Annotated in this window: 23 protein-coding genes; 3 read left to right on the top strand and 20 right to left on the bottom strand. The window is 50.1% G+C overall.

Going from position 1 to position 26,025, the window contains the following annotated elements:
- Positions 1-12: 12 nt before the first annotated feature.
- The 19 genes from BLR44_RS17120 to BLR44_RS17030 form a co-directional block, all read right to left on the bottom strand.
- The gene (locus BLR44_RS17120) at positions 13-1,359 is read right to left on the bottom strand and encodes an oligosaccharide repeat unit polymerase (protein WP_089684232.1); all 1,347 of its coding nucleotides are present in this window, start codon (positions 1,357-1,359) and stop codon (positions 13-15) included.
- Between the two features lie 29 nt (positions 1,360-1,388).
- Positions 1,389-2,306, bottom strand: coding sequence for a sulfotransferase family protein (locus BLR44_RS17115; protein ID WP_089684230.1), 918 nt, complete (start codon positions 2,304-2,306; stop codon positions 1,389-1,391).
- 43 nt (positions 2,307-2,349) lie between these two features.
- Positions 2,350-3,582 carry a glycosyltransferase family 4 protein gene (locus BLR44_RS17110; RefSeq protein ID WP_089684228.1) on the bottom strand — a complete coding sequence of 411 codons (1,233 nt, stop codon included), beginning with the start codon at positions 3,580-3,582 and terminating at the stop codon, positions 2,350-2,352.
- A gap of 5 nt (positions 3,583-3,587) precedes the next feature.
- A complete protein-coding gene (locus BLR44_RS17105) occupies positions 3,588-4,121 on the bottom strand; it encodes an acyltransferase (protein ID WP_089684226.1) in 534 nt (177 codons plus the stop codon).
- Entirely contained in the window at positions 4,118-5,245 is a 1,128-nt protein-coding gene (locus tag BLR44_RS17100) for a glycosyltransferase (RefSeq protein WP_089684224.1), read from the bottom strand. The genes BLR44_RS17105 and BLR44_RS17100 overlap by 4 nt, the downstream gene beginning before the upstream one ends.
- Positions 5,242-6,267 carry a glycosyltransferase gene (locus BLR44_RS17095; RefSeq protein ID WP_089684222.1) on the bottom strand — a complete coding sequence of 342 codons (1,026 nt, stop codon included), beginning with the start codon at positions 6,265-6,267 and terminating at the stop codon, positions 5,242-5,244. The genes BLR44_RS17100 and BLR44_RS17095 overlap by 4 nt, the downstream gene beginning before the upstream one ends.
- Before the next feature lie 39 nt (positions 6,268-6,306).
- Complete coding sequence (locus BLR44_RS17090; protein WP_218127110.1) at positions 6,307-7,095, bottom strand: hypothetical protein; 789 nt, start codon at positions 7,093-7,095, stop codon at positions 6,307-6,309.
- 71 nt (positions 7,096-7,166) lie between these two features.
- A complete protein-coding gene (locus BLR44_RS17085; RefSeq protein ID WP_089684219.1) occupies positions 7,167-8,441 on the bottom strand; it encodes a protoporphyrinogen/coproporphyrinogen oxidase in 1,275 nt (424 codons plus the stop codon).
- Positions 8,438-9,343, bottom strand: coding sequence for a beta-1,6-N-acetylglucosaminyltransferase (locus BLR44_RS17080; RefSeq protein WP_176956086.1), 906 nt, complete (start codon positions 9,341-9,343; stop codon positions 8,438-8,440). The genes BLR44_RS17085 and BLR44_RS17080 overlap by 4 nt, the downstream gene beginning before the upstream one ends.
- 114 nt (positions 9,344-9,457) lie before the next feature.
- Positions 9,458-10,645 carry a glycosyltransferase family 4 protein gene (locus BLR44_RS17075; RefSeq protein ID WP_089684215.1) on the bottom strand — a complete coding sequence of 396 codons (1,188 nt, stop codon included), beginning with the start codon at positions 10,643-10,645 and terminating at the stop codon, positions 9,458-9,460.
- Positions 10,646-10,651: 6 nt separating this feature from the next.
- Positions 10,652-11,431, bottom strand: coding sequence for a hypothetical protein (locus BLR44_RS17070; RefSeq protein WP_143017346.1), 780 nt, complete (start codon positions 11,429-11,431; stop codon positions 10,652-10,654).
- 23 nt (positions 11,432-11,454) lie between these two features.
- Positions 11,455-12,438 (bottom strand): glycosyltransferase family 2 protein, encoded by a 984-nt coding sequence (locus BLR44_RS17065; protein WP_089684212.1) that lies wholly within the window; start codon positions 12,436-12,438, stop codon positions 11,455-11,457.
- The gene (locus tag BLR44_RS17060; RefSeq protein WP_089684210.1) at positions 12,435-13,352 is read right to left on the bottom strand and encodes a glycosyltransferase family 2 protein; all 918 of its coding nucleotides are present in this window, start codon (positions 13,350-13,352) and stop codon (positions 12,435-12,437) included. The genes BLR44_RS17065 and BLR44_RS17060 overlap by 4 nt, the downstream gene beginning before the upstream one ends.
- Positions 13,349-14,476 (bottom strand): glycosyltransferase family 4 protein, encoded by a 1,128-nt coding sequence (locus BLR44_RS17055; RefSeq protein ID WP_089684207.1) that lies wholly within the window; start codon positions 14,474-14,476, stop codon positions 13,349-13,351. The genes BLR44_RS17060 and BLR44_RS17055 overlap by 4 nt, the downstream gene beginning before the upstream one ends.
- Before the next feature lie 253 nt (positions 14,477-14,729).
- On the bottom strand, positions 14,730-15,677 hold the full coding sequence (locus BLR44_RS17050) for a GDP-L-fucose synthase (protein ID WP_089684717.1): 948 nt from the start codon (positions 15,675-15,677) through the stop codon (positions 14,730-14,732).
- A gap of 51 nt (positions 15,678-15,728) precedes the next feature.
- Positions 15,729-16,841: a GDP-mannose 4,6-dehydratase gene (gmd, locus tag BLR44_RS17045; RefSeq protein ID WP_089684204.1), complete on the bottom strand. Its 1,113-nt coding sequence runs from the start codon at positions 16,839-16,841 to the stop codon at positions 15,729-15,731.
- Between the two features lie 143 nt (positions 16,842-16,984).
- On the bottom strand, positions 16,985-18,289 hold the full coding sequence (locus BLR44_RS17040) for a nucleotide sugar dehydrogenase (RefSeq protein ID WP_089684202.1): 1,305 nt from the start codon (positions 18,287-18,289) through the stop codon (positions 16,985-16,987).
- Positions 18,252-19,265 (bottom strand): polysaccharide biosynthesis protein, encoded by a 1,014-nt coding sequence (locus tag BLR44_RS17035; RefSeq protein WP_089684199.1) that lies wholly within the window; start codon positions 19,263-19,265, stop codon positions 18,252-18,254. Before BLR44_RS17035 ends, BLR44_RS17040 begins: the two co-directional genes overlap by 38 nt.
- Positions 19,266-19,376: 111 nt before the next feature.
- On the bottom strand, positions 19,377-20,210 hold the full coding sequence (locus BLR44_RS17030) for a hypothetical protein (protein ID WP_089684197.1): 834 nt from the start codon (positions 20,208-20,210) through the stop codon (positions 19,377-19,379).
- Positions 20,211-20,433: 223 nt separating this feature from the next.
- On the opposite strand from BLR44_RS17030, the gene truA reads away from it, so the two are divergent.
- Complete coding sequence (gene truA / locus BLR44_RS17025; RefSeq protein ID WP_089684195.1) at positions 20,434-21,183, top strand: tRNA pseudouridine(38-40) synthase TruA; 750 nt, start codon at positions 20,434-20,436, stop codon at positions 21,181-21,183.
- A gap of 42 nt (positions 21,184-21,225) precedes the next feature.
- Here truA and BLR44_RS17020 read toward each other — a convergent pair whose 3' ends face one another.
- Positions 21,226-22,272, bottom strand: coding sequence for a DUF4397 domain-containing protein (locus BLR44_RS17020; RefSeq protein WP_089684193.1), 1,047 nt, complete (start codon positions 22,270-22,272; stop codon positions 21,226-21,228).
- Between the two features lie 379 nt (positions 22,273-22,651).
- Between BLR44_RS17020 and BLR44_RS17015 the strand changes: the two genes are divergently transcribed.
- Together BLR44_RS17015 and BLR44_RS17010 are read left to right on the top strand one after the other, a co-directional pair.
- Positions 22,652-25,081 carry a TonB-dependent receptor gene (locus BLR44_RS17015; protein ID WP_089684191.1) on the top strand — a complete coding sequence of 810 codons (2,430 nt, stop codon included), beginning with the start codon at positions 22,652-22,654 and terminating at the stop codon, positions 25,079-25,081.
- Positions 25,082-25,083: 2 nt separating this feature from the next.
- Positions 25,084-25,902 carry a DUF4249 domain-containing protein gene (locus tag BLR44_RS17010; RefSeq protein ID WP_089684189.1) on the top strand — a complete coding sequence of 273 codons (819 nt, stop codon included), beginning with the start codon at positions 25,084-25,086 and terminating at the stop codon, positions 25,900-25,902.
- Positions 25,903-26,025 lie beyond the last annotated feature (123 nt).

Raw genomic sequence — 26,025 nt, 5'->3', positions numbered from 1 at the left:
TATCATCCTGCCTCAGGAGAGTACTACTTCCGCGGGCGCAGTGGTCGTCGCCGCCTGCCGTAGCGCTCTTTTTCTGCGGCGCTCAAGCTTTTTCAGGTGTTGGTTGTACTGGTAGATTAGAATAAACACCGGCCAGAAACTCATACCGATGAACGCATAGATTCCTGGCAAATCGCCTCCTCGTAGCAAAGGCACCGCCGATGCCAACACCATGCCTTTGATCAGCCAGCGCATATCGGACCGGTAACGCTCCGCATAGCGGAAAAGGCGCGCAAAAAGCCATCCGTACAGAATCGAAAAGATGATGATACCCGGAATGCCCCCTTCCCCAAAAAACGACCCATAAATGGTCTGAGAAATCCCCACGGTTGCCCCTCCCATATTGTCATTCAATCCTAACTTATTGGCATACCCTCCCACGGGCTTATCGGGCCACAATGACCTGGGGATAGGGCGCGCCAGAATCTCCAGGTGTTCGGTACCATAATGGTAATTCAGCAATTCAGGATATACTTGCAGCACCATCATGAACCCATCCAGCATGTTTTGGTCCTCTCCCGCGCTAAATCGGTCAAGCGCCACGGAAACCTTCTCGCTGGTCGTCATATTTTCCACGCTTTGCATTCGCGCCACGCCGGCTAATGCAAACAAGACAATCAGACCAAACCCTCCCGCGGCATATAATTGGACCTTTTTCCACGGCTTCATGTCTTTCACCACCAAGATTCCAATGCCGATGGCCCACGAAAGAAACTTAAACCTCCCACTCGTTCCATACGACATAGTAGCGGCGAACACAATCAGCGCTCCAAATACCAGCTTTGACAAACCCGCCCGCTTGAAGGTCATGTTTTTGAAAACCAGGTACATCAAGAGAATAATCCCGCCAATGGCCATCCCGAACAGCAGTGCATAGCTATTGCCATAGGCAATAGCCCCGCGGATGGCACCTCTAGCAAAAGAGTTGGCGACCAGAAAAAACACAAACAACCCAATGATCAGATTTTTCTTCTTCTTTATAAAACCCTTAAAAAGCTCTTCTGAGTCTACGGCACGCAGCGGCCTTAATTGCTTTCGAAAAAAAGCGTAGGAGGCCATCATAACGGCTGTTCCCAATAAAAAAAGGTTAAGTGCTTCCAACGCCAGTTCGTCGGTCATGGTGAAAAAATCAACGCCTGTGCTGTACGCAACCCGCACCCAATTCACGACTCCTGACTGAACTACTTCGTAGCGATAAAGCCCCGTATTCAGTAAGAACAGGGCAAGTAATATCAGAAACTCGTCGTTCTTTCTGAAAAAGTACAATCCAGAAAGCACCAGTAAAGACGTTACCAAAAACTCTACAACCTCAATAGGCATACTCCCCTCCCTCCCTTGATATAAAGCTGTTACCGTCTTTCATTTCCTGAGCGCCAATGGGTCAGATTCCTTTGCGTCAACTCTTCTAATAGCCGAATGTCATCTTGAAACAAGCTTTCAAGATACATCCGTTCCTCTCTTGAGAGCAACGCCTTTTTGCGATTGATCTTATCGATCTCTACCACCAACCGTCTCGTGTACCGGTTATTTACCACGCTTGACGACTGGTGGTGCAGCATTTTGCCCCAACGGTGTAAAGTAGTAAAAACGGGTTTCCCCCGACCTTTCATGTGAACTTGCGTATACGAAAGGTTGTGTTGGCTTAGTCCCAGAAAGTCCGTTACCTGGTTCATGACGAGGCTAGCGTCTTGCAACAGATCCTCGTAAAAGAGCACCAGCACTTGTTCTTTGGGGAACAGGGTATAATACCGTTGCAGGTGGCGGCCGTAATAGCGCTTCGTCAGGTAGTCCAAGTAAGGAATATATTTATTAGTTTCTCTATAACTCGACCATGCAGTCAGGGCTTTATGCAAATCATAGATGTCTTCAAATCCTTCATTTATGTTATGTAGCCAATCTGAGTACACAGCACTTACCGGGTCGCGCAAAATGACGATGAGCTTCACCTCCGGCACAAGTGCCTTGATGTTGGTAGGGGCCTGAGCGTTATGAAAGTAAATGGGAGAAGCTTCTCCTCTCAACTGCTGCGCTTGTGCACCTTCGAAAAGAGATTGATAATCGGTCCATGTGGTTACCGTAGAATGACGTATCTGGTCAATGGCCACCGGATTACCCGTAAGCGATGTTAAATCTACGTCTTTTAACGCAAAGTATTTGGGCTCCTTTAGCTCAGGCAGGAACACTCCTGGATGCTGCTTCAGGTAATTATACAGCGAGGTAGTGCCACTCTTGGGCGCTCCGATGATAAGAAAGTCGACTACTCCCATCTATTGCTCGTTATTCGCTACAGTACGTTATCCTTTCCTCCACCTAGCTAATGGTCTTCAGCAAAGCTTCGAGCCTGCTTTGGTATTGTAGCCAACTATACTCTTCTACACTTTGACGTGCGTTAGCACGCATCGCCAGATAAGCACCCGTTGCTTTTTTTTCTTTTAGCGCTTCGATGGCCGTACGCAAAGCGGATACATCTCGAATCGGGACCAGGTAGCCATTATCGCCATTTTTGATAAGTGCTTCTCCCGTAGAATGGCTGGTTGTGATGACTGGCAGACCTGCGGCCAAAGCTTCCACAATCACAAGCCCAAACCCTTCGAAAATGGTAGGCAAGACGAGCGCGTCATATTGGCCGTATGCCTCAAAGAGTGTTTCCTGTGCGACGGGAGGATGATACGTATATACGCGTTCGTATTGCCTGAAGGCCTTGCCACTCCCCTGAATTCCTCCGATTACATGTAGCTCCACTTCCTTCGCAGCGATCCCTTGCATCGCTTCCAGCAAATATTTTACGCCCTTCCGTTGCGTTACGGTTCCGGCATACAATAACTTCAGCGGAGCTGCCGGATCAGATTCTTTTTTAGGATGAAAGGGAATGCGAGTGGGATCGAACCCTAACGGCAAAACCAAGATTCGATCGGCAGGAACGCCTGCTTCCAACAGCGAGCGGCGCGTAAAGTCCGAAGCGGCTATTGTCCAGTCTGCACACAGAGGCTCTTCTTCCAGGCGTTTCTCATACGAGGCCGGGAACTCCAGATTATCGATGCTATCGGCCCACTCAGGATGCAAGCGCGCTTCTTCTCCTAAAATACGCTTCGCCGCCGTTACGTGCGCAGTTGCCAGCTCACAGAGGGTGATCTTTCCTTCCGCGCGAGCGGCTTGCAAACTTGCATAACAACTCCCCTGGAAACCCCAGTAAATCTCGCCCGGCTGACGGCGCAGCTGCCGCGCTACGTATTGATCAAAGGCGACATCGCGGGCGTAGACAGCCTCCTGCACCCGTTTCGACTTACCGAATGCCTTCCTCAGTAGTACTTCTTTTACTTCAAACCGCCAGTTTGCGTCTACTCTTTTTCCGCTTAATCCAGGCAAAAACCGGCGTGAAAAGTACGTATTTCGGGTCTGTAAAAAATACCGCTGCCACAGAGCTGAACTAACGTAAGAGCTTGTGTAAAACTTTTCCAGGCACTCCAATTCAAGCAAGGCTTTGGCGACTTGGTAACTGTGCTGCTTTCCAGCATGTGCTAGGATTACGGTACGTTCTTTCATGCCGCTTACTCCAAAATAGGTCGGTAATTAATCTGATAATGCAAGGGATTGTGCCGCATGCGGATCAATTTCGCCGGATTTCCGCCTACAATTTCCAAGGTTCCTACGTTTTTAGTAACCACAGACGCCGCTGCTACCACCGCACCTCGCTCCAGGGTTACACCTGGCAAGATGGTTACGCCCGAAGCAACCCAAACATGATCTTTCAGTACTACGTCTCCGCCACGCAGGGCATGAGCCTCGGAATCGGGGTCGTGCCCCTCCGTCCAGATCTTGGTATAAGGCCCAATGTCCACATCTTCTTCGATACGAATTTGATGCCGACGGCAATCCAGTAAACAGCGCTGATTGATAATAGCACGGGGGCCGATTTCGATCTTCCAGAAATTCAAAATCCGCGTGTGCATCAGCACTACCGCCGTGGGGTGAATTTTTTTATTGAAGATCCGTAAGAATGTTTTTCGCAGTCCATGCCAAGGCACGTGGGTCAACAGCTCGTTATACAGGAAATTCAGGAGGGAGCCTAGTAATAAATTCATGTTAGCGCATCTAGTACGTTATCTACGTGCGTCTGCCACGAGGCGTATGCAGTGTATGCAGGCCAACCCTGTTGCGCTACTTCAGGCGTAGTGAGTACCTCCTGAATAGCGCTAACCAGCGCTGGCAGCTGATCCGGCGCCACTAACTTTCCTAAGCCATAAGTGCGGGCCACCTGCGCCAAACTACTCTGGCTATCGGCAATGATGACTGGCTTTCGGAATGGGGCAATCAGATTCAAGATACCGCTTTGCGATGCAAACGAACTGCGGTAGTACAGCAGAATCACATCACTTTTTATAATTGCCGCCGCCATCTCTTCGTCTGTCAGGTAACGCTCAATCCAGATCACCTGATCTGCCACTCCGTGCTCAACGGCCATGGTACGAAGTGCTTCAACATCTACTCCCGAATGAGCGGCATTGCCAGCAATCAGAAGTTGAACATCGGGCAAGAATTTCAATGCCTGGATCGCTACGTCATAATTCTTTTCTTGCCTGATATTGCCTATGATGGAAATTACGTTTCTAGCCTCTGCCCTTTGGGTAATGTTTTCCAGCAAGTGCTGATCCGGTTCGTGCGGAGAATAGATCCCGTGGGGAATGCTTACGAAACGCGTTGCTTCCGGCACTTTGTAATACGGTTTGTCGGGCAAGTACTCATGATACAGCACCAAGTCCATCAGGGAGACGATCAAGCGCATCGTAAATCCTGCATACACTACCGAAGGAGGATACGCGTCTCGATCAGGGTCATGCAAAACAAGCACAAACTGGTGACGACGTTTCAAACGTCTTAGCAGAGGTACCCAGAGAGGGGCTGTCAATTGCTCAAAATCGTTGATGATAACGATAGAAGAGGGCTGGCGTCGCAGATACAAATACAGCCGCACCGGACTTGCCAACTGGCGCCATACGAATGTCCATTTTCTTCCTAATGAGTTTTGTGTAGAAGGCTGGTCGTTGCTCAAGAGGGACAGCACACCTGGAGCCTGGTATTCCGTTCCATGTGGTACTAGCAAATGCACACTTTCGATTCTTTCATCGGCTTGGTACGCCTGATGTAGACTAAGCGCGTAGTGGAAACATCCTCCAAAAGAACTGGATTCGTAAATAATAACTCTCATGAAAGGCGTTTCTGCAACTTACGGGCTTCTTCTTTCTGCAAAGCTGAACTCCCCAGATAGCCACGAAGGTACCCTTTTATGTAATTGTACCGGGTGGTCTCAATCATTCTGAGCATCGTAGCGAGCACTTCCGCCGAATAGCCCTGCTTGCGAAAACGCGACCAGTTTTTGTACGCGTAGCGGTACGAACGCAGCCCCGACAGCAGGGGTATTATCGCCGCATGTCGCCTCTTGAGTGTTTGGTTCATCACGAGCGAGCGACCGGCATCCAGAGCGGCTAGCAACAGTCCATAGCGCAATAGAGTCTCGACCGAGTTCGACACAAAACTTCGCTGGTTTACTCTAGCCTCCCCATCCCCTAGTCCATACCGGAACGCTTCTTTTCCGTATGCTGGAAGGGTGGTATGTCTTCCCCAATACACGTGTGCTTCCTGAACTAAGTAGATGGAGATACCTTCCTGACGAATCAGCTTCCCAAAGACAAGATCGTCAGCAGCCAGGGTTAACCATTCCGGGTACCCACCTATGCGCCGCCATACGTCTTTCCGGTAAGCAATGGAACGCGAAGAAGGGATAAAGGTATCGTCAAGGTGGTATTGATATCCACCGGAAAGCACATAGGCTGCTTTGGCAGCAAGCGTTTTCTGATCTTTTTCGAGTACAGTATAGTTTCCGCCCACTACCTGCACCTCCGGATCATGAAAAGGCGTTGTCAGGGATGCCAGCCATTCAGCATCAAACCGGCAACCAAAATCTGTCGAAACAATTATATCCTGCGTGGCTTCTTGTATTGCCAGGTTGCGCCCCTCCGCCACGTTACATCCTACTTTTTGCAGGATTTTGACGGTCGACTTACTCCGACTGGCCCATTCCAGAAGCTGCTCATACGTGCCGTCCTTTGAACCAGCATCGGTAATCACGATCTCTGCCGGAGCAACTGACTGGTTCTCCAAGTCTTCAATCGACTGAGCTAAGCGCTGGCTTTCGTTAAAAACCGTAGAAACTAAAGTAAAAGAAGGCATGGGACTGTGACGTGAATTGAGAGGAATAGGGATGGTGGGTCAGGCATTGATCTCCGCGACTTTCTCATAAAAAGCGTACTCCAGCTTATTTTTGTCTTTGAAACGATCAATGGCATCTTTGCTCGGCTCATAGCTACGCTTTGCCGCATTTAATACAGGAACTTCTACTTTTTTCTTTCCTAATTTTTCAGCAAGCCCATCCAGATAGGTTTGAAGATGCTCTATAACCCCGGCATGGATAAAGTACGTATTCAATTGCTTCTGCAGATTCCCTACGTTTAATTCCATAGGGAAGTACTTTTGTATGTTGATTTTATGCCCGCTGATAAATCCATTCAAACTCTGCTGCGGACGAGGATCGGCCCGATTCTGATCAAAGTAAATGAGTCCGTCTTTTGCAAAGTTCTGGTTAATGTAGAAGTACATAGAAAGTGCCATCTCAAGCGGATCGCGCAATACCGTGATAAACTGTTTTGCAGTAGGGTAGTAATCCCAAACGCCATAGCCTTTTTCGTTATTAAAATGGCCGTGAATGCAAACTGGGATACGCTTATTTAAAAGCAACCCATAGGTATTCTCCAAATCAATTTTTATCGGATCGGCTTGAAATAAATCCATACGGTAATGTCGATGGTAGCCTATGTTGAGGAAGCGCCGTAACTGCAGATAGACATTACCACTGATGTAAGGATACAACCGAGGGTGCTTGTTGGGGTCATAAAGATGAGTGGCAGAAAACCACCCTTCCAGTACCTGATCTAAACTTGTACCACCACATTTGGGTACATGGACAGAGATCAGCGGTAGAGAAGGGTTATAAGAAATCATACTTCATCTCAAGTAGTCTGTTAGCGATGTACAATGGCTCTTCTCTTAGCAAAATCAATCAAGAAGCGTACTCATATATGGTTCACGCCAAAATGTGCCTCTGCGAGATCCATGGCTGCCTCCATGGCCTTGTCCATGTTATAGTATTCCCATTCGGCAAAGCGCCCTAACAAAAATAAACCTGCCGCTTCGCACGTCGATTTCACCGATTCGATTGCCTGACGCGTTCCTTTCTCTTGAATGACATACGAGTTAGGTTCATAGTTGTAGGCCAAGGGGTGTAAGTTGCCTGGTAACCGTTTGAGCTCACGCTGCATTTCCTCGTTGCTGTGTTTTCCCGAGAACTCAACCACACAGGTTAGTCTTTCCGTACCAGCATTGTTTGTCTCACTTAAATTGCCAGTATAAATGATTCTATGCGCTTTTAGAGTAGGATCTGGTAGGTAAAGCCACGACCAAGGTGACGGATCGCACTCGCAAAACACATTCGATGTTCCATTGGAACGGAGGGGCGCCACGGACGCAAACGCTTCTTCTAAGCCAGGAACAGAAGACACATACATAGTGCTAAGTTGGCGCACATCTCCGCAGAAAATGACACAATCGAACAGAGCAGCATACTCATTAATGACAAACTTCGCCTGTTCTTTGCGAATTTGGGTGACGTTGAAGTTCGTTTCAATCTGTAATCCTTGCGCTAGACGATCGATGATGAATTGCGATCCCCCATTTTTAGCATAGAAGAATGTCGAATGGACCATCTCGCTTTCTTCCGCTCGGAAGATGTTTGCCATCAGAATTTCGTTCAGCTCAGGCATGGGCAGCTTGCCTTCAAGCCAGTCCATGGCTACTTTATTCAAGTCAAACCTCCATATCTTCTTGTTATAAGGCTCAAAGTACAGGCGATACAATGTTTGCCCAAAGTTTGCCCGCAGAAATTCTTCAAAATGAGCATATTCGAAGGGCGCTTTCTTTTCCTGTCTGTTAATGGTTACCAACTCTTGCAAAACCTGCCTTCCCCACTCTTCAGGTAATTGGTACAAATGGTTTTCGATCGGATAATCGACCGTAAAGTCTCCAAACAGGATTCCAGCTTTTCGGCGTGCTTTTACAAATTCAGTTTCCTGATCGAAGTGTTGCCAAAACCACCGCGTAACGTCAGGATTTTTAGAGTTGAACACATGTCCGCCTACTTTATGGTATAGATTACCATCAACACGTTCGCATTTGATCAGGCCTCCGATGCTAGATTCCCGCTCAAATACTGTTACAGTATGCTTGCTTTGTAGCATGCGCGCAACCGAAATGCCAGAAATGCCGCCTCCGATAACAGCAATATTTTTCATGATAAAAGTTCGTCGTCTATTTTTTCCAGCAACTCGGTGCTCTCCGGAAAGTTAAATTTTCTTGCCCATAAAGCGTCTGATGTCTTCAAGGCCTCCCAGTGCCGTATGGTTAATGTATTCGGATGCCAGTCGCTTGCCTCTTTCCAGTCGATGTAGCGATAATTTTCTGTGACAATGCCGTTTACTTCTTTTAGATTGCCGATCAGGCTCGGAATGATCACTTCTTGTGGACATGGGTGCTGGTCTTCCCCATGAATGTGCTTTTGATAAAAGTTTACTAACGCATGGTGGTAAGGAGAATCCTCCCATAGTTTTTCCACTACCTTTCGGTTCATCATCATCCAATTTGACCCGTGGTAAAGCTTAAACTTATCGTTAAACGGAAGTTGCTCTTGAGCGCGCTCTTTGTAGATACTGCGCCAGTAGAAATGTCCTTTCTTTGAAAGGAAAGGTATTTTCAACATCTCTTCTTTGTAAAGCCCATCTGCAATCCACTTATCTAATTCAATTTTGGGTTGCTTATAAGTTACTTCGCGTATATCGAGGTAGTAATCTTCTTTGGCCTCGGCAAAAAACTGAACGATTTCCTCCGCTTTTTTTATTGGATAGCATCCTGGCGTTAATGCCACAAACCAATCTACGTGGTTAGGGTGTTCGTACAACACCTTTAAGACGTCAAAAGTCGCCAGGACGTTATTCAGATGACTCCAATAGGTTCGTCGGCTTTGGGGTACCATCTGTAGTTGATATTGCTCAATTACCTCCGTTGGAAAATCGCTTTGCTCATAATCGTGATGCACCGCAATGACAGCCCCCGGAATCTCACGCAACCGTGCCAGAAGTTTTAAGAAAACGGGGTCCGGTGGTTGGTAAGAGAGGATGTAAAATCCAAGTGTGGGCATAGCAACAGGCATATGAGGTACTGGTTATCTCTGTGTTTGTTCCGGAACGTACTCACTTCCCCAGTCATGGTCAGGATACATTACCCTGATTTCAGGAAACAATTGCATAGTCCGCTACGGCTCGACGAATTGCTTTATCGTGTCCAGTAGCTGTTCTCCAATTTTTTCACCGGCATATTTTTCCGCTACCATAGCCTTTGCTGTTCTTCCGGCTTCGTGGAGCATATCCGGGGTCGCTTTTAAGCTATAAATCTTGGCAGCCATGTCATTGATCGATAAGTAAGGCACTAAGAAACCAGCCCCTTGCTCTGCAAATTCTGGCATTCCTCCCGATTTTTCGAAACAGATGAAGGGCACCGATAAGGCGGCCGCTTCAAGGCAAACAAGCGGGAAAGGATCTTCGCGTGAAGTAAGCATGAACAAGTCAAAAGCACAGTAGTAATCGATAGGATTGGACACCTTTTCAAGTAACCTTATGTGCTTCTCTATCTGTAGTTTCTCTGCATCAAACTTTATGGTTGCCATGTCGGCACTTGCTTTATCAAAGCCAATCCAAACAAAGTAGATGTCTGAAGTACCTGCCTGGATTAGCGTTTGCTTCGCAATGGGCAAAAATAAATCCGTTCCCTTGCGCCACCCTCCAACGCCTGAACATCCTACTACAAAAGCATCAGAGGGAATACCCAGCTTCTTACGGATCTCGTTACGGTGACGCGCAATATCCGTTGCTTCCAAGTGGATAGGCTTCACAAATTCATATACAACCGATAAGCGCTCCTGCGCCACATTGTGGTTTACTAGTAAGTTCTCTGCCGTTGCCGTCGAAGCTGCAATGAAATGATCAACGTAAGGTTTGGCTGCCTCAAAATAGTGTCCGCAGTGAAACCGTAGAATAAATTCAAGCTCATGCACATGGCAGATGACAGCAGCCTGAGGTTGATAGCGCTTGACCAGTGGAATAAGCGGTCCTGTAGCCCCTGTGTTCACATAGATCAGATCCATTTTTTCCCGCTTCAACCAAGCCTTTATTCTAGGCTTATTAATAGCGGTATCGTACACGTAGCCTACCGATTTCAAGGAAGCCCGCTTGGCAAAGTTGTCATACTCCTGCACCTTGAAATTCCATACTCTGGTAGGGCAAACGGCCCTGTACTCTTCTAACAGGTCCCCATCATTCCATAAGAGCAGCTGAAGAGAAAAGCCGTTTTTTTCAGAAAGCCACTTCAAAAAATTCAGCAGTATGATAGGAGCTCCGGTCCGGCCCGCATCATTTCCGACAAAAAGAATTTTTATGTTTTTCATCAACACTCATATTTCTGTAAAACCAGAAAGTTCGTTTAAGCTAGCATAGACTTTTGCTGTCGTTGCGCCTATCGTATTTTTCAAAGGATCTTTACTCCTCACTATTGCCTTTTCCGCTATGTTGTGCAAAGAGGGAACCCCTACAGCTTCTTGTATCTTTTTGACATTTGTCTGATCAAATAACTGTTCAAAATGAATAAACAAGAACTTAAATTCTTTACCAACTTGAGCATGCATACTTAGAATACTCTTGTACATCAAATACCAGATTTCTTCCGCAATCTTGGCATTCATTTTTAGCGTATGCAGAGGACCAAATTCGCGACATTCTCTCATTATGCTTTCGATGGTCTGCTGCGGATGCCGGTAAACACATAACAGCACAGTCGGTTCGGTTATGTGCTCAAGCCAGAACGGCAACGTATAGCTAAAGCGAGGATCCTTCAGACAAAAAGGCGTTTGCTGAAGGACTGATTTTATACGGTTTGCCAACGCTGGCTCGCACGAGAGTTGGTCAGGTTTTCTCACGCGCGATAACCAACGAGCCCCTGGAAACGGATAAGCGGGCAGCAGTATTCTTCTTATTCGTTCTGGTATTCGGGGGTAAGCACTGGCGAGTATATCTTCGTTGATCTGGTTGACTTCCAGATCTTCAAAAAATCCCTTGGGATTGGCAGTCCTTGCCTCCATATAGTTATCCCCCTGGAAGTAACCGGCCCTTGAAAAAAGACCCGCTACTGTACTGGTGCCACTTCGTCCCGATCCTAAAATAATAACACTCTTCATTCTGAAAGTATGCATTTAGCGCCCTATGCATACACTTGTTTTACGATGTGCTCAAACAAAGTAGGGGACTTATTAATCCCATGCATGGTTTCCCAATTTGATCCCGTCCGAAATCGCTCAAAACGATTATTCAAGCGGAAAAATAAGCTACTTACTGGATCAGGATCGCGTTGCGGTGCGATTCCAAACTGATTAAGTTCTTCGTCAGTAGGCTTTATATAGCGGTACTGATGCTGTAGCCGCCCTCTCCAAATAAGTTCCGTACGCACATCCGGGCTTTTCTCAATTTGGCCGGCAATACTGGTGTGTGCTTTAAGACCGTCAAGGGCTCTTGCGCGTAGAGAAGTGCTTTTGTCGGTAATTTGGCTACCGTGCTGCCGATAAAGTACAAACCCGCCACGCACGTGCAATGGCCATGGCTCAGCCAAGCCAATTCTGTACATATATTCTTTGTCTTCGTGAGGCATCAAATCTTCACGCCAGGGACCTACGGCTTGTAGCATCTCACGCCGAAACAAGCACGCTTGCGTGATGGAACACCAGCCTCGCAAAACCCATTGATCTAAGGAAACATGCGCCGGCAATGGGTCAAATTGCATCACTACATCACGCTGTTTCCACTGATCAGTCTCAACCTCTTCGGCCATAACATACGGTCCATACACCATATTTCGGCCCGATGCCTCTAGCGCAGCGCTCTGCAGTGCCAGTTTATTACGGGTCATCAAGTCGTCCGAGTCAAAGAACTGGATGTACTTGCCTTTCGCCATTTGTAAACCCGTGTTCCGCCCCGCTCCCGGCCCTGTTCCCCGATTTATGTGAAACGACACACGCCCTTTGTAAGCTTGTTTGACGCGTTCAATATCGTCCTCTGAACCATCATCAATCACCAGAATTTCCAGCGGAAGCAGGGTTTGTGACAGTATATTATCAAGCGTAGCCGGAAGCAAATGTGCCCGGTTCTTCACAGGAATGATGACCGAAATAGAAGCCTTGCTACTTATCATCGCGTTGTAGAAGTCAGAAGTTGGCGAGTCAGGAACTGTACATGCCGCCAAGCATCATGCCGGTCTGAAGCCCGTCTTAGCGTTAACAAATGCACTGCTTTGATCGCGTAATAAATGTAAGGGTAGTGTTTCCCTTTGACCAACTGCATCAATTTGAAAGCGTTCGGCAACGTCTTTTGGTAATACTTCTCCTTTTCGTTTCTTAACGAGGGCGAACTGGCTGAAATGTAGTGGTAGGCCTTTGCCTCGGGGAAATACATGACCTTATACCCTAGTTTTTGAATCGCATAACACCACTGCACATCTTCGATGTACATAAAAAAGTCATCGTGCAATTTACGTTCAGGAAATTGCTCCACCACCTCACGCGGAATCATGAAAAAAGCGCCCCAGATCCAATCGACTTCTTTTTCTGTACGGTGATCAAATTCTGGTCCTAGAAATTGATCAGCCCTTTCAGGTGGCGTAAGACGTTTATTGAGCCGAAGCAATTCGCGTACTTCCATAGAAATACTGAAGAAACGCCCGCTGACAGGTTGTATACGTCCATCCGCATGTAACAGCTGAGCCGACAAGGCACCGATGGTCCGGTCTTGCTCCATCTTATGGACGGCTAGAGAAACTGCATCGTTGATCAACGCCGTATCGCTATTGAGCAGCAAAATGTATTTCCCCTTCGCTTGCTGTAGACCCAGGTTATTCCCCTTCGCAAATCCTACGTTTCTTTCGCTTTTGATGAGTTTAATGGCAGGAAATTCGGCTTCGAAGGTGTCGGGATCGCACTCGGTCGAGGCGTTATCGACCAGAATTACTTCAAAAGAGACTTGTTTGGTTTTCTCAAATACGGACTGAATACACGTTCGGGTGAATGCGGCCGTATTGTAGTTTACAATGATGATAGAGACGTCAATCATACTAAGACTTGCAGAAGGTCTTGCAAATGCTTCTCTTCATTGCAGTTATGCCACGACCACGACCATGCTTCTTTTGCTAGGTGTGTAGCCCATTTAGGATCTCTGTATAGGGCTTCTATCTGATCTGCCAGATGCTGTACATCGCCCGCTCGGTACAAAAGGCCACGCTCGTTGCTACCGATTAATTCCGGATTGGCGCCTGTATCGGAAGCGACCACGGGTTTCCCCATTTTCATCGCTTCGACCGTAACACGGCCAAACGCTTCTGACACCGAACACATTAGTACTACGTCAGCCTCTTGATAATACCGAAAAGGGTGAGCGGTAAAGCTGACCATTTCTACCGCGTCCGTTAACGAAAGTTCTTCTACCTTCTTCGTGATATAAGCGGCATAGCCGTCTTTACGCCCTCCGACAATGGTGAGTTTTACTGGGATGCTTTTATTCTTCAACAAATGTACTGCTGCCACCGCATCTTCCTGGCGTTTTCCTGCACTGACACGCCCCATCATCAGCAATTGCAGGGGTGTCTTGAACGGATTCTGTTCCGGTTGATTAGGTTTTTCCGGGATTGCTACGGAGTAATACACCAAGCGCAGTTTTTGAGGAGGGATGTACTGGCTGACAAACGCATGCATGGCTTGCGAGTTGACGATGATCCGCTGCGAACTGGTGTTGATAAACCGGTAACTCAGGCTTTTCCCATAGATAAAAGGAAGCTGGTGATCGGCTTCACCAAACTCATGAATGTACCAAAGGTGAGGAACCGACTGCGCTTTTGCGGCCATAGCAAGCACCGGTGTCGCGATAGTACTGGTCAGGGCCCAGTCGGGTTGTACCTTAGCGATGACCGCTTCTATTTTCTTGGCTGCGGTGTAGAACCCGTACGCAAACTTCGCTTTTTGCCATGAGGTGAGGGCTCCTTTCGGAGTGATCCACCAGTCGAAGTGGAGAAAGAAAAACTCCTTTACGTGATCTCTTAACAACTCTACAAGGGGGCCCGGGGCTGGCAGAATTAAGGAGACCTCATGCCCGGACTGCGCTAATCCTACGATACTTTCTACGATAGCCTTCTCGGCCCCGCCCCCTAAATCCGCTGTAGGGCTTATTACTAATAAGTTCATCCTTAATGCATTAGCCAAGCTGCCGGTTCTTCTTGCTTGACGGGTGATTTTGTCCGACTACGGTGCATTACTTGCGATCTTTCCTCTTTGACAATAGAAAGGGATTGGTTCGAAGCACAACTTCTGCAACTTCGACCAATCCCTTTAGAAGAACAAACGTTAATTTTTCTTGCAGCCTAATTAGGGCTCTCTTTCAGCCCTTTTGACTAGTTCTAGCGCTCGAGCGAGAGCTGATGATGTAGAACCGGCCTCGCTAAGCCACAGGGGCCTTCTCGAAACCGCGTTCCTTTACCTCCTGGTAAACGCGGGTAATGCCTTCGCGAAGGCCGATTTTATGTTTCCAGCCATGACTGTGCAATTTGGAAACGTCCATGAGTTTCCGAGGTGTACCGTCGGGCTTTGAACTATCCCAACGCAGCTCGCCTTCGAAGCCCACAATATCGCGAATGGTTTCGGCCAGTTCTTTGATGCTGAGGTCTTCTCCGGTCCCGATGTTGACCAATTCCAATTCGTTGTAATTGTGCATCAGGTAAATGCAGGCTTCTGCCAGATCGTCGGCGTGTAGAAACTCACGCTTCGGACTGCCGCTGCCCCATACTTCTACGTAGGGTTTTCCTTCTTCTTTGGCTTCGTGGAACTTGCGAATCAGCGCCGGCAACACGTGCGAGTTGTTCAGATCGTAGTTGTCGTTCGGGCCGTACAGGTTGGTGGGCATCACCGAGATGAAATTGCAGCCGTATTGCAACCGGTACGATTCACACAGCTTGATGCCTGCAATCTTGGCAATGGCATAAGGCTCGTTGGTCGACTCCAGCGGCCCGGTCAGTAGATACTCTTCCTTTAAGGGCTGTGGCGCCATTTTCGGATAGATGCAAGACGAGCCCAGGAACATCAGTTTCTTAACCTCATGCACGTAACTCTGATGAATGACGTTTGCCTCGATCATCAGGTTTTCGTACAGGAAATCGGCCCGGTAGACGTTGTTGGCGTGGATGCCCCCTACCTTCGCAGCGGCCAGAAAGACGTACTCCGGCTTTTCGGCCGCAAAAAAGTCGGCCACGGCCTGTTGGTTCCGCAAGTCCAGCTCACTGGAGCGACGCGTGATGATGTTTGTGTAGCCTTCTTGCTGAAGCTGGCGGAGGATGGCCGAGCCCACCATGCCACGGTGGCCGGCGATATAGATACGCGAGGAAGGATTCATATCCATGAGACGTAAGGTTAACTGAAAAAACGAATAGTTGGGAAAACCCAACTATTCGTAGTAATTCATCACTTTGTGGCCGCCCTTCTGCAGGTAAGCATCTCGTTGGAACAGCTTGACGTCTGACTGCATCATGTCTTTGACCAACGCGGCCAGGTCGTACTTGGGCTTCCAGCCTAATTTCTCTTTCGATTTAGTAGGATCGCCAATGAGCAGATCCACCTCGGTCGGGCGGAAGTAGCGCTCGTCGATTGCGACCACTTCTTTGCCAAGTTCCAGTTGGAACTCCGGATTAGCACAGGCCGCTACCACAGCTTTTTCGTTTACGCCTTCCCCACTGAATTCCAGTTCGATACCCAGTTCCTTGAACGCCATGCGGACGAACTCGCGTACCGGAGTAGTAATGCCGGTAGCGATGACGTAATCTTCGGGCTTATCTTGCTGAAGGATCAGGTACATGGCTTCGACATAGTCTTTGGCGTGGCCCCAGTCGCGTCGTGCATCGAGGTTCCCCAAAAACAGTTTGTCTTGCATTCCCAGGGCAATGCGCGCTGCACCACGGGTGATTTTCCGGGTTACGAAGGTTTCCCCACGCAACGGAGACTCGTGGTTGAACAAAATACCGTTGCAGGCAAACATGTTGTACGCCTCGCGGTAGTTGACCGTGATCCAGTACGCATACATCTTCGCGACGGCGTACGGCGAGCGTGGGTAGAAAGGCGTGGTCTCGCTTTGCGGTACTTCCTGTACAAGTCCGTACAGTTCTGAGGTAGAGGCCTGATAGATCTTGGTCTTTTGCTCCAACTTCAGGATGCGAAGCGCTTCCAGAATGCGGAGTGTACCAATACCATCGGCGTTTGCGGTGTATTCGGGTGTATCGAAACTTACGCGGACGTGCGACATAGCGCCCAGGTTGTAAATTTCGTCAGGTTGCACTTCTTGGATAATACGGATCAGGTTGGTCGAATCCGTCAGGTCACCGTAATGCAGCTTAAAATGAACATTCTCAGCATGCGGATCTTCATACAGATGGTCGATCCGGTCGGTGTTGAACAAGGACGAGCGGCGCTTGATACCGTGTACTTCGTAGCCTTTCTTCAAAAGAAACTCCGAGAGGTAGGCGCCGTCTTGACCTGTTACGCCAGTTAAAAGTGCTTTTTTCATAGTAATTAAGAGATAGCTCTATTGACAAAGGTAATACGCAAACCCACTGTCCGCAAACAGCTTACTGAGAAACCCAACTCTTGCGATCAAAAACGCATGTGGGGTTACGCTGCATTAAAACTTGATTATTAAAAATATTTTCTTTATAAACTCCAATAATCCACCTCCGAGATACGCGCTCGCAGTTCTCCTTTCAAATCAATCAACACCCCTGGTGTAGTCAGATGGGTATGGAGCCAAGTGTCATCCACCTGTTCAAAAGCAGTATGAGCCACGGCCAACACGATGGCTTCGTAAGGCCCGCGCGGTTGTTCAATCAACTCGATGCCGTATTCGTGCCGGACGTCTTCAGGGTCGGGTAATGGGTCCATCACGTCGACATCGACGCCAAAATCGCGCAATTCGGCTACCAGATCGGCTACTTTGGAGTTTCGGATGTCGCGTACGTTTTCCTTAAACGCAATACCTAACACCAGTACACGTGCGCCGACGATGTCTTTCCCGATTTTCACGATCCGCTGCACCGTTTTTTTAGCGACCCAAGCCGCCATGCCGTCGTTGATCTGGCGGCCGCTCAGGATCACTTTCGGCAGATGCCCCAGTTCCTGCGACTTGTACGTCAGGTAGTAAGGATCTACGCCGACGCAATGCCCGCCGACCAACCCCGGCGTGAATTTAAGGAAGTTCCATTTGGTGCCCGCCGCTTCCAGCACTTCGTGGGTGTTGATTCCCATACGGTCAAACACCATTGAGAGTTCGTTCATCAACGCGATGTTGAGATCGCGCTGCGTATTCTCGATCACTTTGGCCGCTTCGGCGACTTTGATAGAAGAGACACAGTGCAGCCCGGCTTCCACAATGGTCTCGTACACCTGGGCGATCACAGCGAGGGCCTCCTGGTCGCAGCCCGCCACGACTTTCGTCACCTTCCGCAGCGTATGCACGCGGTCGCCCGGATTAATCCGCTCCGGCGAATAGCCTACTTTGAAATCGTCGGGAAAAGTCAAGCCCGACGTAGCTTCCAGGATCGGTACGCACACTTCTTCCGTACAGCCCGGATACACCGTCGATTCGTACACCACCACATCGCCCGGTTGCAGCACGTTACCAATCGAACGGCTCGCGGCTTCCAGCCAGCGCAAATCAGGGTTGTTGTGCGAATCGATGGGCGTAGGGACCGCGACGATGTGGAAACGCGCTTGTTGCAGGTCGGCCGCCTGGTCGGTAAACGTAACGTCGGCTCCGCGGAAATCTTCGGCGGGTAGTTCGCCACTGAGGTCCTGGCCACGCTTCAGCGCGTCGATGCGGCGCGTCTCGTGGTCAAAGCCGATCACACGAAAATGCTGCCCCAACGCCAACGCGATGGGCAACCCTACGTATCCCAGACCAATGACGGAGATGGCAGCCTGTTTAGACTGAAGGGCGGGAAAAGTCAAAATTTTGCTCATAAAGCTCGGCCAACGCCTCGCGTAGCATGGCAGGCGACAGCCAGGTAGAGTTTCGGTCAGAAGTATACTGAAAATCAGCGGCCACAGGTCGGGCTCCTCGTTCGAACAGGTAGTGGGTAGAACGGTCGGGCGAGGCGATGATGAAACAATCGTCCAGTTCAAACGTGAACGGAGCTTCTGCTTCGGTTACCATGGTTTCGTGCACTTTCTCGCCCATTTCCAGGCCAGTTACCTGCAAGCGGGCGTCTGCGTCGATGGCATGCGCCAGATCGGCCAACCGGTACGAAGGCAATTTCGGTACCATCACTTCTCCACCTTGCGCAAAGGCCAGGGCGAACAAAACAAAATCGCAGGTCTGCGGCAGTGTCATGTGGAAGCGACTCATGTCCGGCTGACGAATAGGAAACCAGCCTTGTTTGCGCAATTCCAGAAAGATTGGCACTACGGAGCCTCGTGAGCCGAAGAAGTTTCCTAACCGTACGGAAGCCATCACCGGGGCATTCGACGAAGCCGCCGTCGCTGAAACCAGCCGCTCTGCACAAAGTTTAGTGGCACCGTACACCCCGGCCGGAGCTGCCGCTTTATCGGTAGAAAGATGAATCAGCCGCTGCACGCCGTGTCGCGTGGCAGCTCGCACCACATTCTCGGTTCCGTTGATATTGCTTTTTACAAACTCTCCGGGCTGCTGTTCGGCGGTGCCGACCTGTTTCAGCGCGGCCGCATGAATCACGACGTCCACACCGGCCATTACCTCCTCTGTACGGGCGGCATCGCGCACATCGCCAAGCACAAACCGCACTGGAGACTGCGGAAAAGCGCGGCGCATTTCCGATTGTTTGTACTCGTCGCGCGAGAAAACCGTGATCTGCTTCACGTCCGGAAAGCGTTGCAGCAGTCGCGCCGTAAAAGCACTTCCGAAAGAACCCGTGCCTCCGGTAATCAGCACGGACGCGCCATTCAGGTCGTAGGGGGCCATGGGTCAAAGGTAGCAGATCTGCGTCAGATCTCCGTTGTGCGGCTTGTCTGCCCCTATGTCATAAAAAAAGCCGGCATTGACACCGGCTTCTGAGTGTTGCTCTTTATAAGCTTAGCTGGCCGCACCGGTCAGGGTGATGGTCCGCTCTACCGGATTGTACGGCGAATCTACCAGATTACCGTCGGCATCCAGGAATTCTAGTTTGATGGAGTTTTCGCCCATTGGCATGCCTTCCAGATAATAAGGCGCCCATTTGGTCAGAGTCTGAACCTCTTCACCATTTACGCTGACGCGTACTTTGTAGCCACTCTGGCCCAAGTCGGCATTCACGATGTAGAAATCGAGCAGCACTTTCTGGGCATCGTTGCCAGTGTATTCACCTTTGGGGCGACTGTAAAACATGTGCGGCGCTGTGAGGTCGGCTTTCTCGACGTTTTGCGCATCGCCTACCACCATGTCCTGCAGCACAAACGCTTCCGGGTTTTTGATGCTGAGGTGATACGAGCGCGACAGAAACGCCAGCAGTACGTGGTAACCCGCGTCTAGCTGCGTGCTGTGCTTGGGTTCATACAGGGCCGAATACGGCGCGTTATCCATGATGAAGTGGATGTGCTGCCCCTGCCCTGAGTTCGCGATGCCCAGTTGATCGGCACCGGGCGTCTGCGCACCGAGTTCGTAATTTTTTACTTCGAAGCTGAAATCGACATTTCCGGCCGGTATTCCTTCGGTCGAAGTGGGAGCAGTCAATTGCAACATGCCTTCCATGTCGTCGTCGGCCACGTCGGTAGCTTCGGTCAGCGTTACTTCACTGGCCGATTCCATCATGGCTCCTTCGGTCGAGGTCGTATCCTGATCGGTCTCCGACGACGTACTGGAACTGTCGCAGGAGGTAAAGAGAAGTGCCGCTACGGCGAGCGAAAGCACGGGAGAAATAAGTTTATTCATAAGGGTTTAGGGTTAGATTGCGCCACAAGTTTAGCAATTACACCTTCTGTTTACCTACGACGCTGCGTAGCTTAGGTTCATGAATTGCCGCCGGAGGCCCTTGTTTTTTTCGGAGAAGCCTGGTTTCGGGCGTATACGTAGCTTAGCGCCACACCAGAGGTCCTCGTAATTTTCCGATTGATTTTTTCGAGAATTAGATCTTTCACACTTAATTCGTTTTCCGGTGCGTTATTTTCTTGAACTAGCTTATCAGGGAACCGCTTACCACGGCTGGCAAACCCAACCGAACGCTCACACCGTGCAGGCCGAACTGGAACAGGCCTTGTCTACCCTGCTGCGACGCGACACGGCCGTGGTAGCCAGCGGACGCACCGATACAGGCGTGCACGCATGCCAGCAATTTGTTCACTTCGATAGCGACCACCCCCTTTCTGACCGCCTCTTGCGTTCTCTGAACGGCATCTTGCCTAGCGATGTGGCGGTGCGACATCTGTACCGGGTACCCGACGAGGCGCACGCACGCTTCGACGCGTTGGAGCGCGCGTACGAATATCACCTGATGCCGCACAAAGATCCGTTTGCGCCTCATCTGTCGCTGCATTTTTCCGCTCCGCTCGACGTAGCGAAAATGAACCAGGCCGCCGCCTTGCTGCTTTCTCACGAAGATTTCGAGTGTTTCAGTCGGGTTAAGACTGACGTAACGCATTTTCGGTGCACGGTGACTGCCGCTCACTGGGACACAGAACAAGAGAAGCTTGTTTTCCACATTTCGGCCAATCGCTTTTTAAGGGGCATGGTGCGCGCGATTGTAGGTACGCTATTGGCCGTGGGCACCGGCAAACAAGAGGTAGCGGACATTCAACACATTTTGCAGTCGAAAGACCGACGGCAGGCTGGCCACGCCGCCCCTCCCGAAGGCTTGTTTCTGACGCGTGTCTCCTATCCGACCGGCCTTCTTACCCTGATTGCATAAAAAAAGCCACCCGAAGGTGGCTTCTAGTAAAGGGGTTATGCTTTATTGAATCACGACGCGATAGGCACGTTGCGTTTGTCCCGTTTGGAACTGAAGCATGTACATGCCTGGCGCAAGGCCTTGTGTAGAGTACGCAATCCGTTGACCTTGGTCGGCGCGCTGTACGCCAAGGTGCTGCGAAGAAATTTTTTGTCCTTGCAAGGTGAGCAGGTTCAACGTAACCGGACCAGCTTCGCGCAACGAATACTCTACGTACAAGGTTCCCGACACAGCCGGCGTAGGATACACCCGCAGGTCCGATACCCGCGTCATAAAATCGTCGGCGGCAGTAGCGACCGGCAGGGCAATCAGCTCTCCACCCGTTGCCGGAGCAACGTAGAGGCCAAACGCGGCTCCATCGCTATTCATGGAAGGGTCCAGAAATCCGGACGCGAGCACCGTCGCTGCTTGCCCGGCAAAAATGCCTTCCAGCGGAGCGGTATACTGTGCTACTTGCGTGGTGCCGTCGGCGGTGCTGACGGTCAGCGTGTAGGTTCCCGTAGGCAGCGATAGATACCCGGCAAACTCGCCGTAAGCAATTTCGTCGATCAGCGGAGTTTCCACTCCCTCGGCACTCACTTCCACCGCAGGCGCATCTGTAGCGCCGTGGAAGACCAATACATCTACTGCATTCGCATCGGTAACAATTTCTTGCCCCATGGGGTACACGTAGAGGTTGAAAGCTGAATCGGCCGAGTAGTTATCAAAATTCCCCGGCAAAATTCCGTTGGCCACAATCACGTACGTTTCACCGTCTTCTAACGTATACGTTTGCTTGAAAAGGGCTCCCACCGTATCGGTACTGTTCATGGGCTGTACGCTGACATCGAACGCTGTGCCGGCAGGAGCATCGAAAAAGGGGGTAGCCGTTCGAAAGGCCACATCGTCGTACAAAATGCCATCGTTCACATAAATGTCTACCATGGCGGCATCAGCATCGGCCGCGTTGTGAATGATTTGCACCCTTGCCTGTGCATGTACTGCACTGGTTAGCCCCAGACTTCCGAGGAACAAGAGCGTAATTAACGTTAAAGAGGATAATCGCTTCATAAAAAGTAGAATTAAAGATGAAAAATGAAGACACCTGTTGAGTCAATACCCAACCAGCGTTTACAGAAGTGAGCGCTCTTTCTGCAAAACGTTAACCACGAAGTCCAACCCGTCCGAACCAATTGACGTTCAGCCTTCTGGACAGAACCTCGTGACTGATGATAGAACTACCGATCTTGCCGAATGTTCGAAACGGCGCCTAAAAAAGTCTTGGCTTTTTACAAACTGGGCGTGTCTTTCGATCAGACCGCACCTCACTCCATCTCCAAAAGAAGCCTGCGCCGCGTTGGGCGATGGAGGGCCCCATAATCCGACGTGTGCCGTTCTTGCGTATGCTTCTATCAGCTTTTTCTCATCTTCGTTGCGAACGAACGCTTGCATGACGCGACTTTACGCCCTTACTGTATTTCTGCTTTTCACAGTAGCGACTTCGTGGGCACAACCAGGTGTGACGGAACGTGTGCTGACCGGCTGGGTGAAAGAGGCAGAAACAGGCGTCCCTCTGTTTGGGGCTACGATCTACGTTCCGTCCCTGCAACGTGGCACGTCTACCGACGAACAAGGATATTTTGCAATCCGCCTGCCTGCCGATACGCTGCTGGTGCAGGTCTCGTATGTAGGTTACCTGACCGTGACGCGACGCATCGACTTACGCCAACGCGCCGAGCGGCTCGCCGTCTCGCTACAGACCGAACAGTTGGAGGAAGTAGTGGTGACGGCCAGTGAGTTACAGGATAAATTGAACACCACGCAGATGAGTGTGGAAAAAGTAACGGCTCAGGAAGCGCGTCTGCTGCCGGCCCTGTTCGGTGAAGTTGACATCATCAAAACGCTGCAACTCAAACCCGGTGTCCAGTCCGGGGGCGAAGGCAGTAGCGGGCTTTACGTACGCGGGGGTGGCTCGGACCAGAACCTTCTGTTGTTCGATGGCGCCCCGCTCTACAATGCTAACCATCTGTTTGGCTTCTTCAGCGTATTCAATACCGACGCGGTAGAGTCGGTTGAGCTTTACAAAGGGGGATTTCCGGCCCAGTACAACGGTCGCCTCTCGTCCGTCGTAGACGTCACGATGCGCGAAGGCGAGGCTGAACAATGGCAGATGACCGGTGGAGTAGGCTTGATTTCTTCACGTCTTACCGTGGAAGGCCCCTTGTTGAAACATCGGAATGGTACGTCCTACACAACGGTGTTACTGTCCGGCCGCCGTACCTACTTCGATGTGATCACCCGGCAAATCAATCGCCTGAACGAAGACAATCCGGACTACAACGCCATTCCGGACTATTCGTTCTACGACCTGAACGGAAAAATTTCTACGCATTTCTCAGACGCCGATCGGCTTACGCTCTCGGGATACCACGGGCGCGATAATTTCTTGTTCAACCAAGATCCGTTCAACATTCGGTTCGACTGGGGCAACACTGCCGCTATTCTCAATTGGCAGCACCAATTCGGTTCCCGCCTTTCTGCCGAGAATCGTCTGATCTATACCGATTACGATTACCGCGTACGTTACAATTTCGATGCCTTCAAATTTTCGCTTGGGTCGCGCGTGTCGGACCGGACGTTTCGGAGTGACTTTACGTTTACGCCCCCGTCCTCCCACCAGATTACCTTCGGCGGCTTATATACCCATCATACGTTCGATGTAGGCCGGGCGAACGCCGGGCGTGCCGACGAAGAATTGTTCAGTGCAGGGAATGCCTTACAAGCCACCGAGTTAGGTGCTTATGTAGGTGACAAGATCGATTTCAGTCCCGCCTGGCAACTCGACGCCGGATTGCGATGGTCAGCATTTCTCTATCAAGGGAAGCGTTACGCCGGACTTGAACCTCGAGCATCGCTACGGTACCGGATTTCTGACCAAGTAGCGCTAAAGACGAGCTACGCCCGCATGCGGCAGTTTATCCATCTGGTGGCTAGTTCAGGTGCTTCGTTGCCCACCGACGTATGGTATCCGTCGACTCGCCTGGTTCGCCCTCAGGTTTCGGATCAACTCGCTGCCGGATTAAGTCTGTTGTTATTCGACGGCCGATTGCTTCTGACAGACGAGTGGTATTACAAGGAGCTGCAGCGCCAGATCGACTTCCGCGATGGCGCTAACTTGTTTGTGAACAATGATTTAGAGAAAGAGTTTGTGTTTGGGAAAGGGTGGAGTTACGGGAACGAGATTTACCTGGAAAAAAAACAGGGCAACACCACCGGATGGCTAGGTTATACCCTTTCGTGGTCGTACCGGCAGTTTCCCGAAATCAATGATGGCGCGATCTTTTTCCCGCGTTATGACCGCCGTCACGACATTTCCCTGGTCGTCACCCACCACCTGTCGCCACGTTTGTCGGTTACTGGCACCTGGATCTACGGCACGGGCAACGCGGTTACGCTGCCCGTGGGCCGTCTGTTTTTTTCTGACGTCACCGGCACGACCGGATTTCCCCCGGGAATTAGCATCGTCCCTGAGTATCAGCAACGCAATACATTTCGCATGGCGCCTTATCATCGAATGGATGTGGGGCTGGTGTGGCACTTCCGCCCGCGGTGGGGAGAATCCGACCTGACGTTCAGCATCTATAACTTATACAATCGGCGTAATCCTTATTTTATTTATTTCGATCAGGAGTGGATTGACCCCGATGACTTTACAGGCTCTCCCGAAGATGTACAGAAGTTTGTGACCTTTCGTGCACGGCAGGTTTCGTTGTTTCCGGTCATTCCGGCCATCACATTCAACTTCCGCTTTTTTAAAGATCCTGAGCACAAACCCATACGTCGCCAAAAGTATAAGGCACCTAAATCTTCGTATCTATAACTATGCTACGCTGCCTTCCCTTTTCTATCCAACTCCTCAACTTCCTTACGCTCTGCCTGTTGGCCGCGTGCAACTTAGAGAAAGAAGTGGAAATTGTACTGCCTGCTCATCAATCGGAGTTGGTCGTGGAGGCTTATCTAGAACCGGGCAAGCCGTACCGTTTGCTGTTGACGCAGACGCAAGCGTATTTCGATTCGCTGAACTTTCCCTTTGTTGCAGATGCCAACGTAGTAATCCGAGTCAATGAGCAAGCCGTACGCTTGCAACCTACGTTCTTGGTAGATACCGCGACGAACAAAGTATACAACTATGCCTCGGTAGAGACGGTGCCTTCCAACTACGAAGACACATTTACCTTGACGATTGATGACGTAGAAGGCAGACGCATTACGGCTACAACCAAACTCTCACGTAGGGTGGAGATCGATTCGTTAGCATGGTTTTATAACGACAGGAACTTTGCGTACCTGCTAACGCTGTTTACTGACGATCCTAACACGCAGGATTATTACCGGCTCTTGATTAACCGGGATAGCCTGACGAGCGGTGCCGATGTAGATATTCTTTTAGATGATGTACTGCTAGGCGGTGATCAGGTCCCCTTGGCAACCAACTATAGTTATGAGTATGGGGATACGCTGTTTGTCAGGCTGTTTCACTTGGACGAACCTTATTACCACTACCTACGCTCTCTACAAGATGCGCGGTCGTCTAATGGCAATCCTTTTGCCCAACCCAGCCCCTTGAAGTCAGGAGTGAGCGGGGGCTACGGCGTTTTTACAGGATTAGCGTATGAGCAACGCCGGATCGTCCTGGAGTGAAGCCTCACCGCTGCGCCTGCCGTATACACCCTGCTAGGCGCTGCCGGGTTGGGGGGTGGGGGGGGGTGGCAAAAGGAAAACGCCCCGGAGAGATGATCTCCCGGGGCGTCTGAAGAAAAAAGA

Source organism: Catalinimonas alkaloidigena (assembly GCF_900100765.1).
GTDB classification, from domain to species: Bacteria; Bacteroidota; Bacteroidia; order Cytophagales; family Flexibacteraceae; genus Mooreia; species Mooreia alkaloidigena.
Note: the sequence above shows the minus strand (reverse complement) of the source record. Positions and strands in the feature narration are given on the sequence as shown.